This is a genomic window from Mucilaginibacter defluvii, assembly GCF_039543225.1.
Taxonomy (GTDB): domain Bacteria; phylum Bacteroidota; class Bacteroidia; order Sphingobacteriales; family Sphingobacteriaceae; genus Mucilaginibacter; species Mucilaginibacter defluvii.
Genome location: NZ_BAABJI010000002.1, coordinates 705,950 through 721,782, shown reverse-complemented (window position 1 = coordinate 721,782; position 15,833 = coordinate 705,950). Strand labels below are relative to the sequence as shown.

Here is a 15,833-nt window from a genome sequence, read left to right as displayed (position 1 = left end):
ATATCATAAAGATATCAAATAACTTTTTACAAATGCAAGAAAAAGTACGCAACACAGAAACTTATATTATTTTTGAGAGGTTAACATAGCAAATGGTTCAAATTTCTACATCCCGGCGCAAAGCTTTGCTGCGTAAATATGCACGTAACATTAAATTTTTAATGATACTGGGCAGTATATGCCTCATTGTTGCTGCTTTACCCAAGCAAGCGCAATTTAGATATGAGTTTGAAAAGGGCAAGGTATGGAATCAAAAAGACCTGGTGTCTCCGTATAGTTTCGCTATCCTGAAAACGCCGCAGGAAATTGAGAGCGACCGTAAAACCGCGCTGGCAAGCGTAACGCCCGTTTACCGGTTTGACCGTGATATGGGTAAGCAGCAGATTGAAGGGTTCAGGAATGACCTGGGGATAAAATGGCATACCGCCGGGCTGCCTGAAAACCAGCAGGAAAAGTATCAAGCCGTAGGGGCAAACCTTTTAAACGAAGTGTACAGTAGGGGTGTTATAAAGGTTAATCAAAAACATCAGCGAGCAGAAGCCTTAAATATCACTGTACTAAATAATAATGTATCAACCGAGCGCAATATAAATGATCTGTTCACGCGTGACCGGGCTCTAAACTATTGCGAACAGCAGCTAAACGCCCGTAAAGACATGGACAAGGCGTTTTTGTTAGACTTGATAAGCGACCGCCTGCTGGTGAATCTCACCTTTGACGAAAGCTTTACCGCCAAGCTCGAAAAAGAAGCGTTAGACAACCTTTCGCTTACCCGGGGAATGGTACAAATAGGAGAAACTATTGTTGCTAAAGGCGCAACGGTAAATGATGATGTTTTTCAAAAACTGCAATCATACAAAAAAGCGTTTGAAGACAATGCGCGTATTGATGGAAACGGAAACCTGGTGTTATTTGGCCGGTTTTTGCTGGTTGGCCTTGCCATAACACTGCTCATCGTGTTTCTGTATCTGTTCAGGCGTGATATATATAATGATAACCGTTTAGTGGGCCTGATATTGATGGTAGTTACGGCTATGTTAGCTACGCTTTCTGTAGCCATAATGCTGCAAATACCAACCTTATATTATATACCTTACTGTATAGTGCCAATTATTATTAGGATATTATTTGATACCCGTTTGGCGCTTTACATACATTTATTAGTGGTGCTGATAGCCGGCTTTTTTGTGCCCAACAGTTTCGAATTTGCGTATTACCAAATTACCGCGGGTATGGTGGCTATCTATACCATAAAAAACCTGATACGCCGCGAGCAATTTCTCACTTCGGCATTAATCATCACGGCTACCTATCTTGTCGCGTTTCTCGGTATTTCATTTATCAGGCAGGGGAGCCTGGCATCCATTGAATGGCTGGATTTTATACCGTTTACGGTAAGTGTGTTGCTTACGCTGCTGGCATATCCGCTAATCTATGCTTTCGAGAAGCTTTTCGCGCTTACGTCAGATATTACGCTGATTGAACTTACTAATACCAATTCGCCATTATTGCGCGAAATGGCTTTCACGGCGCCAGGCACCTTTCAGCATTCGTTGCAAGTGGCTAACCTTGCAGAAAACGCAATTTACGCGATAGGGGGCAACGCCTTATTGGTTAGAGCCGGTGCGCTTTATCACGATATCGGTAAAATAGAAAACCCGCTATTTTTCATCGAGAACCAAACATCGTCCTTTAATCCGCACGATAAACTGCCATATGAGGAGAGCGCTCAGATTATTATTCGCCATGTAAGCAAAGGTATTGAGATGGCACGGCGGGCAAACCTGCCGGATATTGTGACCGACTTTATACGTACACACCATGGCAATACGCGTGTTGACTATTTTTACCAGTCATTTTTGAAAAATTTTCCGGAAAAATTCATTGACGAGAACATTTTTCGCTATCCGGGGCCTATACCTTTCTCTAAGGAGACCGGTGTTTTAATGCTGGCCGACTCGGTTGAGGCGGCTTCACGCTCATTGAAGGAGCCTAATCAAAAATCGATCAGTGACCTGGTTGATCGCATTGTAAAATATAAATTAGATCAGGATCAGTTGAAAGACAGCAACATAACGCTAAAAGACATCGAAACCATCAAAACGATATTTAAACGAATGCTGATGAGTATTTACCACGTGCGGATAGAATATTAAAAAACCTCACTTTTTTTTTTGACAGGTATGCACTTTTACTATATTTGCAGACCTCAAAAAAATGAGGCGTACTTAAAAAAAGGTGAGGTGCCTGAGAGGCCGAAAGGATCAGTTTGCTAAACTGACGTACGGGAAACTGTACCGAGGGTTCGAATCCCTCCCTCACCGCCAGATTAGAAGTCAAAAAGCGTCAAAAGCCTGTAAATCATACGATTACAGGCTTTTTTATTTTCCGGAAAGACGCAAAATATATAGCAATTCGCAAAAAAAAAGTGTGACTTATAGTGTGACTTTTTTTTCAGAAAAAGTCACACTGAAACGGGCATAAGCATCTGATGTTTAACCTGTTATCAGAGTGTACATCTTGAATTTAATTAGCCGCATTTCGATATTTATTAACTTAAAGAGGTGTGCAATTATGTTAGAGAAAAGCTTTGGTATTTTATTTTACTTAAGGAAACAAAGAAATGAAGCGTCAAATCTGCAGTACATTATCCTGCGTGTAACCGTCGACGGGGTAGCAAGAGAGATGTCCGTGAAGCGATCCTGGCCATCTTCCAGGTGGAACCCTAAAGCCAACCGGGCGCTCGGCTCGAAAGAAGATGCTAGAACCTTAAACGAATTTTTGGATGTTGTACAAGCCAATGTGTATGCTGCCAGGCAGAAACTCCTTGAAACCGGACAAATGCTCACTGCAGAAGCAGTTATCGAGATTGTAAGTGGCGCGGCCCAGCGCAGGCGTGGCCTGATGGCGCTGTTCAAAAAGCACAATGAGGAATTGGAGAAGTTGATAGGGAAGGGCGTGGCGAAGGGGACGTGGACAAATTTTAATACCAGTTACCGGCATTTGGGAACCTTTCTCAACAAAGAGTATGGGACAGATGAAATAAACATCATTTCATTAAACCTCGAGTTTGTAAAGAAATTCTATAACTGGTTACGAGTAGAAAAGAACTTAAAGCACAATTCAGCGCTTAAAAATATCGCCAATATGAAGAAGATCGTTATTACCTGCGTGGATAATGGCTGGCTGAAAGTTGATCCCTTTGTAAAATTCGATCTGTCACGGGAAGAAGTTCAAACAACGTTCCTGGTTAAAGAAGAGATCCAGGCAATAGCGGAAAAGGTGTTTGTTAATCAGAGGCTGGCGCGTGTACGGGATGTTTTTATTTTTTGTTGTTTTACAGGACTCGCGTTTGCAGATGTTAAGCAGTTGAAGAAGTCGGAAGTAAGTATTGGCATAGATAGCCAGTTGAGGATATACAAAGGAAGACAAAAGACCGGTACGCCTTCGTTTATACCGTTGCTACCGATCACTATGAAGATACTTAAAAAATATGAGCAAGATCCTGAATGCCTTGGTAAAGATCAGCTTTTGCCGGTTTTGAGTAACCAGAAATATAACGCGTATTTAAAGGAAATAGGGGATTTGTGTGGTATCGAGAAGGAATTGAAAACGCATGTCGCGAGACATACGTTCGGTACCAGCGTCACGCTGGCTAATAACGTGCCGCTGGAGTCAATTAAGGAAATGATGGGTCATAAGAGTTTGCGGCAAACGCTCCACTACGCAAAAGTTTCCGGTCTGAAAGTTTCTCAGGATATGGCCAAACTTCGGGAACATTTACAGGAAAATAATTTTATATCGGAGGCGGAAATAATCAAAATGTAAGTTTGATGCACTTAGATATACTGCGTGATTATACAGAAAACGGCATCTTGGCTTTCTGTGAAAATTCCTTGTCCGTTTTCTGTTCACGTATTGTAGTGGAGAATATGGAGCCGTTGACCATATGATTCCGGGCTTCTTTGAGCAGGTTATTGTGTGAAGTGGTGGTTAAGTTGAAGCATCAAATCCAAATACTTAAGATCGTCAAAGTGTTTCGGAATACATGGTTATCCTTTTTCGAGCCAAGTGGTCAATGCTACCGTATTCTCCAATCTCGGTCAGCCTTCACGTACGAACGCATAATGTCCTTCGCTTCGCTGCGGCCACCCTTCGGGACCTATAGTTCTCCCGCTCTGGCTTACGACCGCTTTTTTGACTTTCTTTTTTACCGTTTTTTCTTTTGAAAAATAGCTTTTTAAGGGAAGTCTTCGGGAAAGGAGGGAAGCGAAAACAATTTTTTTAACCCTTTAAAATCTTTTAAGATGAAAACAGCAGAAAAAAATGCAAATGGTGTACAAGGTGCAGCAGCAAAAGCGAACGAAACTAACAAAACTCAAAACCGCCCAAGTCTAACAGGCAAAGAAGCCAAAGAGCATGGGAACACTACCGATGAAAAGCCCGCCGAAAATACACAAGCTGCGGAAGCTGCGCCTGCCCAGGCTGCGACCAGTGGCACCGCTACAGTGGATAACCAACCCGCTAACGTTGTGCCCTATACAACTGGACAAGGATTGGACGGAGAACAACAACCCGAAACCGCCAAAACCGAAGAGGTAAAATTTGAGCCCAAAAAGTTTGCGCTCAACTTAGAACAAACGCTTAAGTCGGTGAATGACCTGCACCGCTTATCTATTCAGCGTTTAGCCTTGATCGCCCGTATCAAGACCTTAGAAGATTTTGAGGTGCAATTGCAGGAAGAGAACGACGAACTGGAAAGCAACCCGTACCAAGGCTGCAAATTCATTATTCAGGATGATAAACGCCGTGAATTCGTAACCAACACGCCTAACCTTATCCGCATGGTGGCACAATTCATTTTTGACGCCTGCCATGAAAAACTGGCCGACATTGAGGCGAACATTATTTTTCCGAACGCCTGAACAAGTATTGCTCCCGGTGTTTAGCCGGGGGCATTTTCAAACTTCATTAAAACAGCAACTCCCATGTACGAGCAATTTATAGAACTGACCGACCAGATTTTTTGGGAAGGTTATGCCGAACAGCTGGCGCAGGAAAACCCAGCACAGTTTCAAATGGAACTCCGCGATTTTTTGAACACCTATCAATATTAAGGCGATGGAAGACAAAATTTTTTTATTGGTGAAAGTGACCATCGAGACCACGCACCCCAACATACACGACGCGATAGCAGAATTGCAAAATAGCGACGTAGCAGTTACCGGCACCGAAAACGTCAAGGTGCTGCGTACCGAGATCATCCCATTAAACACAAGAACCTCTAAAAACTAATATCATGGCACATCAGATCAATTTCAACAGCAATACAGGCAAACACAGTTTTATGAGTGTAAAGGAAAAAGCCTGGCACGGATTAGGGCAAATCATTGATCGTTACCCGACCAGTAGTGAAGCGATACAGCACGCAGGTTTGGACTACATTGTAGAGAAACGTCCTTTATTTACTTATGATACTGCCAACCATTGGGGCGAAAGCAGCGACGATATCATTATCCCTGAAATAGCAGTACCTAATTTCTTTGCCACCGTACGGGCAGATACCGAGCAGGTTTTAGGGGTTGTTGGCAATGACTATGAAGTAGTACAAAACCGTGAGGCGTTTTCCTTCTTTGACGCAATTGTCGGCGGAGGCAATGGTATCCTGTATGAGACCGCAGGCGCATTAGGAAACGGCGAACGGGTTTTTATTACCGCCAAACTGCCTGATTATATCCGTGTTGGTGTGAAGGACTGGATAGAGCAATACCTGTTTTTAACCACTTCGCACGACGGGTTAGGCAGTATTACCGCAGCATTTACGCCAATTAGAATTGTATGTAACAACACGCTTAATGCTGCCATGCGCAACCATTCAGGAGCAATTAAGATACGGCATACCGCGTCTGCTGCCGAGCGATTGAAGCAAGCGCATACGCTCATGGGCATCAGCCGTGAGTTGAGCAATGAAATGGAAGGCTTGTTTAACCGGTGGGCAAAAGTCCGCATTACTGACAGTGAAGTGAAAAAACTGATACAGATCGCTATGGCACCTAATAAAGAAGTATTAGACCATTTAGCCGAAGGCAAGTTTGACCAGCTTTCGACGCAATACACGAACATTGTAGACGGCGTGTATGAATATGCTTTAGCCAGTCCGACCCAGCAGATCGATACGACCGCGGGAACAGTGTTTGGTGCATACAATGCCGTAACAGGCTATTTTCAAAATGTACGCAGTTTTAAGAACGAGGAGGCTAAATTCAAATCTATCATGGACGGTACTGCCAAACAAAGGGCGCAAACCGCCTTTGATCTATGCCGGGACTTTGCCACTCATGGCCAAGAAGCATTGACGTACAATTGAACTAGACAAGGGGGAACAATCCCCCTTGCTTAAAAATTGCCGGACGGCGGGCTATCGCCCGCCCATTTTAGGACGCCCCCTGTTTTCGTATTATTAATGATTTTAGTAAAAACAGGGGGCGGTTAATCCATGATGACTTAAATATCATCATTAAATATTAGTATTAATTTGCAGTCTTTTAAATAATATTACCGAATGTTCAATTGCTGGAACAGCTGCGTGATCTCCACATTGATCGAAACGCCTTTATTCTGATTATACCAGTTCTGTAAGGCGATCTTTGGATCGACGCTTGCAACTGTTAAGGATTTTAGCAGTTTCTGAGCTGGCTTCGGGCGCGGTCCCCAGTTGAACAAGTCTTCTCCTGCCATGTTCCGCACGATCAGTTTCGGGATGCTTTTCGCCCCTTCAGTCAGATAGGAATCGATCAGGAAAGGACTACTATCACGTAACTGAATATCATAGGTGATCAGCGGATTTTGTGTGGTCATCCGGATCAGAAACGGAAGTATATGGGCTGCATCGCCGCACCACGGCTCTGTAATAATGATCCAATGCTGCGGTAATTCCAAGCGCTGTAACAACGTCATCAAATGTTTATCGAGCGATAACTGTTTATCCCGGCGACGCATTCGGGAACTGTTTAGCTTGGTATATTCCAGGTAAGCTTCGTTGTCGTAGGGATGGGACAGCGAAGGATCGCTTAAAATGCGACCGAATAAAGCATGGTATTGTTCGTACGTCATGCCCGGTGCGGTGTGTGGTTCAAAAAAGTGCGAATCTGCTCTGCAACCCTTGTGGCGGAAATGACAGCCCCTTCCATATACCCGCCGCAAATAGGCGAAGTCTCCGTACCGCAAAACAACAGTTTTTGATTCAGGTAGGCTTGCTGTAACAAATGGTGGCCGTTGAACTGGTGCGGTCGCTCAATGATGGGGTTGCCGGACAACAGGTACTTATCATTCCATACCTTGTCCTGGTAAGTTAGTGGACTAGCAGCCTCCGCACCGAACAGATCGGTCAGCTGACGTAAGACGAACTCTTTTCTTACTTCAAGATCATAGTTTGCTGCGCCGCCATTCAAAAAACCAGTAAACCCAAAAAGCGTCTCCTCTATATTGGTATGATCATACATTTCTACGACTACTCCTGCATGGCTGTAAAGCATGCCCGAAAAGCCTTTATTGCGCCAAAAAGGTTCGCCATATTCCAGGGTAAATTTTACTGATCCCGCCATCCACGTTTGTACTGCTGGCAATACTTTATTCACCGCATCCGGTAATATCGGCTCAAACTTTATTTGGGAGGCTGCCAGCTGCGGTGGCAGGCAAACGACCGCAACCAGACCTTTATAAGTTTGGCCTTCGCTGGTCATGACATCGACGTGAGTGCCCGCCTCGGTGATGCGGTCGGCATTAGCATTCAGTATGATCTCTGTACTCTTCAGCCTGACTGCGAGTGTATCTATCAGCTGCTGTGTTCCGCCACTTAGCCGGTAAGAAGGCGTTTCTGCCCCCGAAACATAAAATTGCTGGGCCGGCTCAAAAGATTTGGTCTGAAATAAAGAGACACCTTTAGAATATTGAGGAAATTTAGTCAATCCCAGATCACCGATCAACGCCAGGAGATTCGGATGCATATCGGAGAACCAGGTTGCACCCAATTCCAGAGGTGTTCCATGGACACCTGTTAAAGTCTGTATCCTTCCGCCTAGGCGATTCGATGCTTCTAAGAAAAGTGACCTGACGTTTAACTTCTCTAACTGGTAGGCCAGCAGCAGACCGCTTAAACCGCCGCCGATAATAATAATTTTATCCTCAACATTCATCAGGCGAAATTGCTGATTTAAAATAAAGATTTATTGTATTAAATGGAGTTTTGATGGTAATTATCCCCAGTGAACTGTAAAGCCTGGTATTTTAATTTTAAAATTGCTCGCTGGCTAATTCCCGGTTGATGGTCGCTCCGGCAAAATTGCCGTTGGCTACAGCATTTGAAACGGCGCGGAACGGGCTGGTATTATCGCCACAGGCGTATACGCCCTCAACGGTAGTTTTAAAAAACATGTCTGTTTTAAGATAGCCCTTGTCCGTATATTCACAGCCTAACGCCGAAGGAATGCCGCAATGCTGTTCAAAAGGTAATTGGGTGTAAAGTGCATCGAAACTTTCTTTACGGGCATCCTGAAATAAGATAGTTCGCAACTGACCATTTGAATGTTCCAGTTCGGCTATCTTACCTTCTTCGATACGGATGCCATTTTTGTTGAATTTGGACCTTTCCTCCGTTGTGAACCGGACGGCCCCGTTGGTCAGTACGGTAACCTTCTGGGTGAGATTACGAATAAGCGGAGCCAGATGAAAAGCGTTCTCTTCGTTTACCCAAATGGCCGTTTTCTGATCCCTGTACTCGTATCCATGGCAGTAAGGGCAGTGAATGACCGATTTGCCCCAGCACTCTACAAAGCCTTTAATGTCCGGCATAATATCTTTAATGCCTGTTGAAAAGACCAGTTTAGCTGTCTTATACACCTGGCCGGATTTAGTCTCGATTATAAAAGTATTTTCCAAACGTTCGGCTTTGATCGCTTCATCACTTATAAACGTTACGGAAGCATACTTCTCGACCTGTTCTTTGGCGATCTTTGCAATTTGCTGCGGTGTCATACCATCCTGTGTTAGAAAATTATGGGAATGAGGCGTAAAATGGTTGCAAGGCTTTGCGCTGTCAATAACCAGTGTTTTCCTTAAAGATCTGCCCAGGGTCATCGCCGCTGATAGGCCTGAATAGCTTCCGCCGACAACAATTACTTTAAAATCTTGTGCTTCCATGACAGCAAAGCTAAATAATCTATTTATTATTGCAACTTAATCGCAATAAGATGATCAAAAGGCGAAGTACACCAACAAAGGAAGCGGTACTTGAGGTCCTCAAGAATACTGGGAAGGCCATGAGCAAGGATGCCATAGAGCAGCAGATCCAAGTGGACATCGACCGTGCGACCATTTACCGGGTACTCAACCGATTTTGTGAAGACGGAACATTGCATAAGATCATAGCGGAAGGCGGCAAGCAGTATTTTGCATTGTGTATCAAATGCAAAGACACAGATCAGGTGCGACATCATTTTCATTTCCGTTGCAATTGTTGTAAAACAATAGAATGCTTACCTAATTCTGTACACTTTACAGTACCGGAAGGCTATGAAGTAGAAGATGTAAACTGTATACTTAGCGGCGTATGTAAAGCATGCGCTGTTCAAAAATAAAAGAGCTATGGCAGAAAAAAATAATCTTACCTTAACTGAGTTTCACCTGCATAAGAACCAGCCAGATAAATCGCAGTTTGCCATCTTTGAATTAGGCGACTATCTGGAAAAGCACGGCGCAAATGCCAGCAAGGCACACATCCACAGTTTTTACCAGATCATTTGGTTCAAGACCGGAAGCGGGAAGCATTTTGTTGATTTCAAGGAATATGAGGTAGTTGATAATTCTGTTTTTTTTATTGCAAAGAACCAGGTGCATTACTTCGATACCGGTAGCAATTATACCGGGATACTCATACATTTCAATGAACCCTTTCTAATGGGTAACGATGGTGATGTTGCCTTTATGGTCAAGCAGAACCTGTTCAACAATCCTTACCAGCTGCCCTCATGCTGTGTAGCCAGCCAAATCAATGTCCTTTTGGATGATTACATCCGCTTGATGAAGCTGGAACTAAGCGGTGAGCCAGGCTTCGGTCAAGACGAACTGCTGCGGAGTTACCTGAAAGCTTTTCTTATTCAGGTCCAGCGCCGTAAAAGTACATTCGAAAAAACGGTCGATCTGTCTGTATTGAAAGTTGATGACAAAAAGATCCAGTTGCTGCGCTTTACCGATATGGTGGAACAACATTATAAGGATGGGCTTACTGTAGCGGCTTATGCAGAACTCATGCTAGTTTCGGCCCGGACACTCGCAGACCTAACAAATCAGTTTCTGGGTAAAAGCCCCTCGCAGATCATTCAGGAACGCATCATCTTAGAGGCGCAGCGCATGCTGGTACACTTGCCTTTAAATGTTAATCAGATCGGCTACGACCTTGGCTTTGAGGACCCGTCCTATTTTGTGAAGTTCTTTAAAAAGCATAGCGGCATGTCGCCACTGGAATTCCGGAGATCAATTGCCTGATCCCCCCATTTATTATTCTATCCCGGCACCTCCCGACCCGGACGGCAGGAACATCTTTTAAGTATACCCATAAGTACAATCTAATTGCGGATTTGTCCATTTTGCCGCTTGTAACTGCTCCATAGCTTTGTAAAAAATTATAAAGCATATGTTGAACGGTCTGAATTTAGAAGCATTAAAGAGTTACATAGACGTTATCGGGCAAGATCCGAACGAAGCTCAACTTACATTGGGGGTCACAGCCAACTGGAAGGGTGGCGTAGAAACAGAGATCACTACTCACCCCAAAAATATCGGTTCAAAACCAGCGGCCAAACAATTCACCTATTCTATCGGTGAGCCGGAAGCTTTGCTGGGTGACAATCGTTATCCTAACCCGCAGGATTATTTATTGGGCGGTATGGCCGGTTGCATGATGGTCGGATTCGTAGCTGGCGCTACCGCTAAAGGCATCCAACTGGAAAGCGTTAAATTAACAATCAAAGGTGCGTTAGACCTTAGGGGCTTCCTGGACCTTGATCCTAACGTTTCGGTGGGATTCGAAGAGTTGCAGTTCAATTTCGAGGTAGCCGGCCGCGGTACCACTGAACAGTATGATGAAATCATTGCCCACGTCCAAAAAGTATCGCCGGGCTACCGTACCATTTCTGATCCGGTCCGTATATCGATCAATAGGCATCTCGGAATAGAACAGCAAGAAGTGTAAGCGCATTGAAGGAGAAGCCGATTACTAAATCAGTAATGGTTTGGAGGAACGTCCATCGCATGCAACAGAAATCTACCATACTTCCTCCAATATCTCCCTTGTTCACCTTTGGTGCAAAACGGAAATTTGTATCAACAAAAAATCAAAATTTAAAAAACATGGCAAAAGCATTTTTAGAGATCACTTTACAGATCGATAACGCCGACCGCGCAAACGCCGCCGGTATCTACACCAAGTACAAAGCCCCCTTTCTGGAACGTATCGAGGGCGCATCCTCCAAGGAATTATTGATCCGCGACGAGGATGTACAGGTGCTGCACGGTTTCGAATCGGCGGATCAGGCCAGCGCCTACCTGTCAAGCGAACTATTTACCAATGATGTGGTGGTCGAGCTAAAACCGTACTTGAAAGCTACTCCGGAGGTTAGGATCTACACAGTAGCTTAACAGGAAGATTAAAAATTCACAGGCAGGAACGCTGTCATCAAGCATTCCTGTTACTTCAGTTAACGTAAAAATTTAATAAAAAAGAATATGTCACAAGCATTGATCATAGGCGGTTCTACTGGTATGGGAAAAGCCACCGCAAAAGCACTAATAGAAAAAGGTATCGAAGTTGCAATTGTTGCGAGAGATGAAAATAACCTAATTAAAACGGCCGAAGAGTTAAATGCGGCCGGCGGTAAGGTACAAACCTATTTAGTTGACCTGTCGGATATGAACCAGGTGAGGTCATTCAGCGAAAAGCTGGGTAAAGAGCTGCCCCAATTAAAATACCTGGTGAACGCAGCCGGTTACTTTAAACCTAAAACTTTCCTGGAGCATACGGAAGCAGATTATGACATCTATCATAACTTCAATAAAGCCTTTTTCTTTATCACCCAAGCTGCGGCCCAGGTCATGAAAAATAATGGTGGCGGATCAATCGTTAATGTTGGTTCCATGTGGGCTAAACAAGCGATCAAAGCTACACCTTCATCTGCTTATTCCATGGCCAAAGCGGGTCTGCACAGCCTGACCCAGCACCTGGCTATGGAACTGGCCGATCATAACATCCGTGTTAACGCAGTTTCACCGGCGGTCGTGGTAACGCCGATTTACGGTTCCTTTATTGACAAGGACAAGATCGAGACGGCTCTACAAGATTTCAATGGCTTTCATCCAATAGGTCGCGTTGGTACCGCTGAGGATATTGCCGAAACGATTGCTTACCTGCTTTCAGATGATACCAGCTGGGTAACCGGCGCTGTATGGGATATTGATGGTGGCGTAATGGCTGGAAGGAATTAACAAATTCTATTTCTTTAGAATTGTTTGATAAATAGCATACGATGATGGGGCTGGTAAGCCCCATTTTTTTGAGGTCTTAATAATACAGGAAATGGATAGCTTTACCCAGCATGTTTGATTTCAGATTAAAAGTATTTTTTACAGTCGCCAAAAGATTGAATTTTACAAAGGCAGCAAACGAATTGTTCATTACACAGCCAGCGGTGACAAAACATATCCACGAATTGGAAGCTCATTACAAAACTACTTTATTGGAACGCAGCGGAAACAGGCGCATCCATTTGACCCCTGCTGGTGAGATACTTTTAAGATATGCAGAAAAGCTAATAGCTGTTCATAACGAACTGGAGTTTGATATAAACCAATTGGTTCAGCGGTATAGCGGAGTGCTTCGTATAGGTGGCAGCAACACAATTGCCCAGTATATCATTCCTCAGGTACTGGCGCAGTTCCGTAAAAAGTTTAATGATGTAGAAATTCATTTGGTCACCGGTAACACAGAGCAGATTGAACAGGCATTAATAGATAAGCAAATTGACTTGGGCATTGTAGAAGGCATCCATCGTAATCCGCAGCTGCGTTATGACGAATACCTTCATGACGAATTGGTGCTGGTTTGTAGTAATGTCAACAAAACAATCAGAGAAGAATTGTCAAAACCGGAAGAATTGATGTCGCTGCCTCTGTTATTGCGTGAACCAGGTTCCGGAACGTTAGAGGTAATAGTTCATGCCTTGAAACCGTTTAATATCCGCTTAGCCAATCTTAAAATCGAGATGCAGTTAGGTGGAACGGAAAGCATTAAATCTTACCTGAACGGTAGTGATTGCTTTGCATTTTTATCTGTGCACTCCATTTTAAAAGAATTGCGACACAATGAGTTCCGAATTATAGATATAAAAGGTTTAGCCATTGAACGACCTTTTTACTTCATTCAGCCGCATGGTCAGCTTTCCTCTTTGGCGGAGCTTTTCAAGCGTTTTGCCAGTATGCATAGCAGTCATTTGTGAAATAAAGTATATGTCTGCTTTAATGATAACTTGTTGTTATCTATCATCGCGATTTGTGATAAAAATCCGCTCCTGAGATAAGAGATCTTTGGCGTATTCAGATAAAAGATATGAATACGCCATCTTCAACACCGCAACATTCTCCTAAGAGTCTGTTTCCCAATTTAAGTCATACTAACCAAAAAGCGATTTTTGCATTTTGTCTATTGTTATGCTTAACGCCACTTATCAGTCCGACTGCCGCTTTGTTTTTAGGACTGGCAATAGCACAGGTTACAGGGCATCCTTTTTTAAGTTACAATTATAAAGCGACGCATATTTTACTTCAATTTTCTGTAGTTGGCCTTGGTTTTGGAATGAACCTACATAGCGCGATAATGGCTGGTAAACAAGGTTTTATGTTCACCGTTGTTTCTATCTTCTTCACGTTTATAATTGGCTACCTGATGGGTCAATGGCTGCACATTGAAAAGAAAACCGCGTACCTAATCTCTTGCGGAACAGCTATATGTGGTGGAAGTGCTATTGCGGCCATCTCACCGGTTATCAAAGCTGAAGAGAAGCAAATTTCGGTGGCCTTAGGTTGTGTGTTCATATTGAACTCGCTGGCGCTGTTTCTATTTCCGTTAGTTGGACATGCACTTCACTTGTCGCAAACCCAGTTTGGCTTATGGTGTGCAATTGCTATACACGATACAAGTTCAGTCGTCGGGGCGGCCAGCAAATACGGCGCACATGCGCTGGAAGTAGCAACAACTGTGAAGCTGGCCCGTGCACTTTGGATCATTCCGGTAGCTTTTATATCAACCGTAATTTTCAAGAACCGATCAGGCAAGATCAATATTCCATATTTTATCGGACTTTTTTTACTGGCTACAGTAACTAGTACTTATACACCGTTCGTAAGAATGATTAGTCCATATTTAGTAATGGCGGCAAAGGCTGGGCTTTCGTCGACCTTGTTTTTGATTGGTGCAGGCTTATCTAGAAATGTGCTTGCTTCTGTAGGGGTCAGACCGCTGTTGCAGGGTGTACTATTATGGATATTGATCTCCGTGGGGGCATTGTATGTCGTTACTCACTTAGCTTAAGAAATTCTTTAAATGAAACTACAGAGCATGTAAAGCAACGCTTGCTGTTTAAAATAAAATAAATCAAGCAAAGGTTCGCATCACTGGCCGTGAGGGGAAAAAATGAAAGATCGCTATGGCACCAAATAAGGAAGTGTTAGCCATTTTAGCTGAAGGCAAGTTAGACCAACTATCGCACGCCCGTTTAAGACTTAGTAAGATCAAGATCGTAACGTTCTTCACTCATCGTTTTTCCCCATTGCTTCAACTTCATAGAAGCCGTGAGCTGGAATCCCGCTTTTTTATACATAGTGATCGCCTTATGTTGTTCATCAGTAGTTAAAAGATAAACATTTTTTAACTGTTGCTCTTGGCAGTGCGCAATCGCTTTTGTAAAAAGATGCTTGCCTACACCAGTGCCTCTAAATACCGGATGAACCAGAAACCACCTGAGTTGCGCCTCATTGTTCGGTTTTGATAAGATTGCAATGCAGCCGATGATCTTTTCGTTGTATGTAGCGAGCCAAATCTTGTCTTTTTCGGGATTGTAGTGTTCTAAAAACTCATAGAAGTCAAACCGAGGAGTTCTATGCGAACGCAACCGGTTTTGACGCCAGCAAGATCGATGACCCTTCATCTGCGGAATACGCTGCAATGATAAGTGATATTGACTACGTCTCAGGCCAGTTAAAACAACTACAGGACCAGCATATTCCCGTAATTTGGCGACCCATTCATGAAGCCGCTAATCAATCATTCTGGTGGGGTGCAAAAGGTGGTGCTGTGTACAAAAAACTATATCAAGTTATGTTCGATCGTATGGTTAACCACCACGGTTTAAAAAACTTAATTTGGGTGTACACTACTGAGCCGGGAGACAACGATTGGTATCCCGGTGATGAATATGTTGACATCATTGGTAGGGACATGTACAAGACGGGAGACCACGGTTCGCAGGTTGCCGAATACAATCGTATATACGCTCAATATGGCGGCAAGAAAATGGTCGCCTATACCGAGGCCGGATCCATCCCGGACCCGGAGATACTCGAGCGTGAAAACGCGGGTTGGTCGTGGTTTCAGATTTGGTCGGGCGACTATACAATCGGTACAACCTGGAATTCGGTTGAATTATGGAAGAAGACGTTCGAAAGTACCTACGTAATTACGTTAGATGAGATGCCTAACCTAAGAGACTAAAACGTTTAAATCTTTT

General features: G+C 43.7%; 18 protein-coding genes and 1 tRNA gene. 15 read left to right on the top strand and 4 right to left on the bottom strand.

Translation table 11 applies throughout. From position 1 onward, the window contains the following. Window positions 1-92 precede the first annotated feature (92 nt). The 7 genes from ABD960_RS09410 (at window position 93) to ABD960_RS09380 (ending at window position 6,367) form a co-directional block, all read left to right on the top strand. Window positions 93-2,156 carry an HD family phosphohydrolase gene (locus tag ABD960_RS09410; RefSeq protein WP_345330898.1) on the top strand — a complete coding sequence of 688 codons (2,064 nt, stop codon included), beginning with the start codon at window positions 93-95 and terminating at the stop codon, window positions 2,154-2,156. 81 nt (window positions 2,157-2,237) lie between these two features. Further along, window positions 2,238-2,327: transfer RNA gene (locus ABD960_RS09405), tRNA-Ser, on the top strand. Window positions 2,328-2,574: 247 nt separating this feature from the next. Next, window positions 2,575-3,828, top strand: a complete 1,254-nt coding sequence (locus tag ABD960_RS09400) for a site-specific integrase (protein WP_345330896.1) — start codon at window positions 2,575-2,577, stop codon at window positions 3,826-3,828. A gap of 479 nt (window positions 3,829-4,307) precedes the next feature. Further along, the gene (locus tag ABD960_RS09395) at window positions 4,308-4,925 is read left to right on the top strand and encodes a hypothetical protein (RefSeq protein WP_345330894.1); all 618 of its coding nucleotides are present in this window, start codon (window positions 4,308-4,310) and stop codon (window positions 4,923-4,925) included. A gap of 63 nt (window positions 4,926-4,988) precedes the next feature. Continuing rightward, window positions 4,989-5,117, top strand: coding sequence for a hypothetical protein (locus tag ABD960_RS09390; RefSeq protein WP_345330893.1), 129 nt, complete (start codon window positions 4,989-4,991; stop codon window positions 5,115-5,117). 4 nt (window positions 5,118-5,121) lie between these two features. Further along, on the top strand, window positions 5,122-5,295 hold the full coding sequence (locus ABD960_RS09385; protein ID WP_345330892.1) for a hypothetical protein: 174 nt from the start codon (window positions 5,122-5,124) through the stop codon (window positions 5,293-5,295). A gap of 4 nt (window positions 5,296-5,299) precedes the next feature. Then, a complete protein-coding gene (locus ABD960_RS09380; protein WP_345330891.1) occupies window positions 5,300-6,367 on the top strand; it encodes a DUF932 domain-containing protein in 1,068 nt (355 codons plus the stop codon). A gap of 188 nt (window positions 6,368-6,555) precedes the next feature. Here the strand turns inward: ABD960_RS09380 and ABD960_RS09375 are convergent, their stop codons facing one another. From ABD960_RS09375 to ABD960_RS09365, 3 genes are all read right to left on the bottom strand, one after another. Next, complete coding sequence (locus ABD960_RS09375; protein ID WP_345330890.1) at window positions 6,556-7,113, bottom strand: thioredoxin family protein; 558 nt, start codon at window positions 7,111-7,113, stop codon at window positions 6,556-6,558. Continuing rightward, window positions 7,110-8,195: a flavin monoamine oxidase family protein gene (locus ABD960_RS09370; RefSeq protein ID WP_345330889.1), complete on the bottom strand. Its 1,086-nt coding sequence runs from the start codon at window positions 8,193-8,195 to the stop codon at window positions 7,110-7,112. The genes ABD960_RS09375 and ABD960_RS09370 overlap by 4 nt, the downstream gene beginning before the upstream one ends. Before the next feature lie 97 nt (window positions 8,196-8,292). Continuing rightward, complete coding sequence (locus ABD960_RS09365; protein WP_345330888.1) at window positions 8,293-9,198, bottom strand: NAD(P)/FAD-dependent oxidoreductase; 906 nt, start codon at window positions 9,196-9,198, stop codon at window positions 8,293-8,295. Window positions 9,199-9,248: 50 nt separating this feature from the next. On the opposite strand from ABD960_RS09365, the gene ABD960_RS09360 reads away from it, so the two are divergent. The 7 genes from ABD960_RS09360 (at window position 9,249) to ABD960_RS09330 (ending at window position 14,638) form a co-directional block, all read left to right on the top strand. Further along, the gene (locus ABD960_RS09360; RefSeq protein WP_345330887.1) at window positions 9,249-9,635 is read left to right on the top strand and encodes a Fur family transcriptional regulator; all 387 of its coding nucleotides are present in this window, start codon (window positions 9,249-9,251) and stop codon (window positions 9,633-9,635) included. Between the two features lie 7 nt (window positions 9,636-9,642). After that, window positions 9,643-10,542, top strand: a complete 900-nt coding sequence (locus ABD960_RS09355; protein WP_345330886.1) for an AraC family transcriptional regulator — start codon at window positions 9,643-9,645, stop codon at window positions 10,540-10,542. Between the two features lie 229 nt (window positions 10,543-10,771). Beyond that, window positions 10,772-11,248: an OsmC family protein gene (locus tag ABD960_RS09350; protein ID WP_345330885.1), complete on the top strand. Its 477-nt coding sequence runs from the start codon at window positions 10,772-10,774 to the stop codon at window positions 11,246-11,248. A 59-nt stretch (window positions 11,249-11,307) separates the two neighbouring features. Further along, the gene (locus ABD960_RS09345; protein ID WP_345330884.1) at window positions 11,308-11,694 is read left to right on the top strand and encodes a hypothetical protein; all 387 of its coding nucleotides are present in this window, start codon (window positions 11,308-11,310) and stop codon (window positions 11,692-11,694) included. A gap of 87 nt (window positions 11,695-11,781) precedes the next feature. After that, entirely contained in the window at window positions 11,782-12,537 is a 756-nt protein-coding gene (locus tag ABD960_RS09340; RefSeq protein ID WP_345330883.1) for an SDR family NAD(P)-dependent oxidoreductase, read from the top strand. Between the two features lie 110 nt (window positions 12,538-12,647). Next, window positions 12,648-13,547, top strand: a complete 900-nt coding sequence (locus ABD960_RS09335) for a LysR substrate-binding domain-containing protein (RefSeq protein ID WP_345330882.1) — start codon at window positions 12,648-12,650, stop codon at window positions 13,545-13,547. A 110-nt stretch (window positions 13,548-13,657) separates the two neighbouring features. Beyond that, on the top strand, window positions 13,658-14,638 hold the full coding sequence (locus ABD960_RS09330; protein ID WP_345330881.1) for a YeiH family protein: 981 nt from the start codon (window positions 13,658-13,660) through the stop codon (window positions 14,636-14,638). Between the two features lie 184 nt (window positions 14,639-14,822). On the opposite strand, the gene ABD960_RS09325 is transcribed toward ABD960_RS09330, so the two are convergent. Further along, window positions 14,823-15,254 carry a GNAT family N-acetyltransferase gene (locus tag ABD960_RS09325; RefSeq protein WP_345330880.1) on the bottom strand — a complete coding sequence of 144 codons (432 nt, stop codon included), beginning with the start codon at window positions 15,252-15,254 and terminating at the stop codon, window positions 14,823-14,825. Between ABD960_RS09325 and ABD960_RS09320 the strand changes: the two genes are divergently transcribed. Beyond that, a complete protein-coding gene (locus tag ABD960_RS09320; protein WP_345332805.1) occupies window positions 15,239-15,817 on the top strand; it encodes a glycosyl hydrolase in 579 nt (192 codons plus the stop codon). The two genes, ABD960_RS09325 and ABD960_RS09320, sit on opposite strands and share 16 nt — an antisense overlap. The last annotated feature ends 16 nt before the right edge of the window (window positions 15,818-15,833 follow it).

Bases quoted from the DNA above. Each gene is read 5' to 3' on its own strand.
- ABD960_RS09395 (WP_345330894.1), top strand. From the start codon at position 4,308: ATGAAAACAGCAGAAAAAAATGCAAATGGTGTACAAGGTGCAGCAGCA.
- ABD960_RS09325 (WP_345330880.1), bottom strand. From the start codon at position 15,254: ATGAAGGGTCATCGATCTTGCTGGCGTCAAAACCGGTTGCGTTCGCAT.
- ABD960_RS09335 (WP_345330882.1), top strand. From the start codon at position 12,648: ATGTTTGATTTCAGATTAAAAGTATTTTTTACAGTCGCCAAAAGATTG.
- ABD960_RS09360 (WP_345330887.1), top strand. From the start codon at position 9,249: ATGATCAAAAGGCGAAGTACACCAACAAAGGAAGCGGTACTTGAGGTC.
- ABD960_RS09340 (WP_345330883.1), top strand. From the start codon at position 11,782: ATGTCACAAGCATTGATCATAGGCGGTTCTACTGGTATGGGAAAAGCC.
- ABD960_RS09380 (WP_345330891.1), top strand. From the start codon at position 5,300: ATGGCACATCAGATCAATTTCAACAGCAATACAGGCAAACACAGTTTT.
- ABD960_RS09390 (WP_345330893.1), top strand. From the start codon at position 4,989: ATGTACGAGCAATTTATAGAACTGACCGACCAGATTTTTTGGGAAGGT.
- ABD960_RS09410 (WP_345330898.1), top strand. From the start codon at position 93: ATGGTTCAAATTTCTACATCCCGGCGCAAAGCTTTGCTGCGTAAATAT.
- ABD960_RS09385 (WP_345330892.1), top strand. From the start codon at position 5,122: ATGGAAGACAAAATTTTTTTATTGGTGAAAGTGACCATCGAGACCACG.
- ABD960_RS09365 (WP_345330888.1), bottom strand. From the start codon at position 9,198: ATGGAAGCACAAGATTTTAAAGTAATTGTTGTCGGCGGAAGCTATTCA.
- ABD960_RS09355 (WP_345330886.1), top strand. From the start codon at position 9,643: ATGGCAGAAAAAAATAATCTTACCTTAACTGAGTTTCACCTGCATAAG.
- ABD960_RS09330 (WP_345330881.1), top strand. From the start codon at position 13,658: ATGAATACGCCATCTTCAACACCGCAACATTCTCCTAAGAGTCTGTTT.
- ABD960_RS09345 (WP_345330884.1), top strand. From the start codon at position 11,308: ATGCAACAGAAATCTACCATACTTCCTCCAATATCTCCCTTGTTCACC.
- ABD960_RS09375 (WP_345330890.1), bottom strand. From the start codon at position 7,113: ATGACGTACGAACAATACCATGCTTTATTCGGTCGCATTTTAAGCGAT.
- ABD960_RS09370 (WP_345330889.1), bottom strand. From the start codon at position 8,195: ATGAATGTTGAGGATAAAATTATTATTATCGGCGGCGGTTTAAGCGGT.
- ABD960_RS09400 (WP_345330896.1), top strand. From the start codon at position 2,575: ATGTTAGAGAAAAGCTTTGGTATTTTATTTTACTTAAGGAAACAAAGA.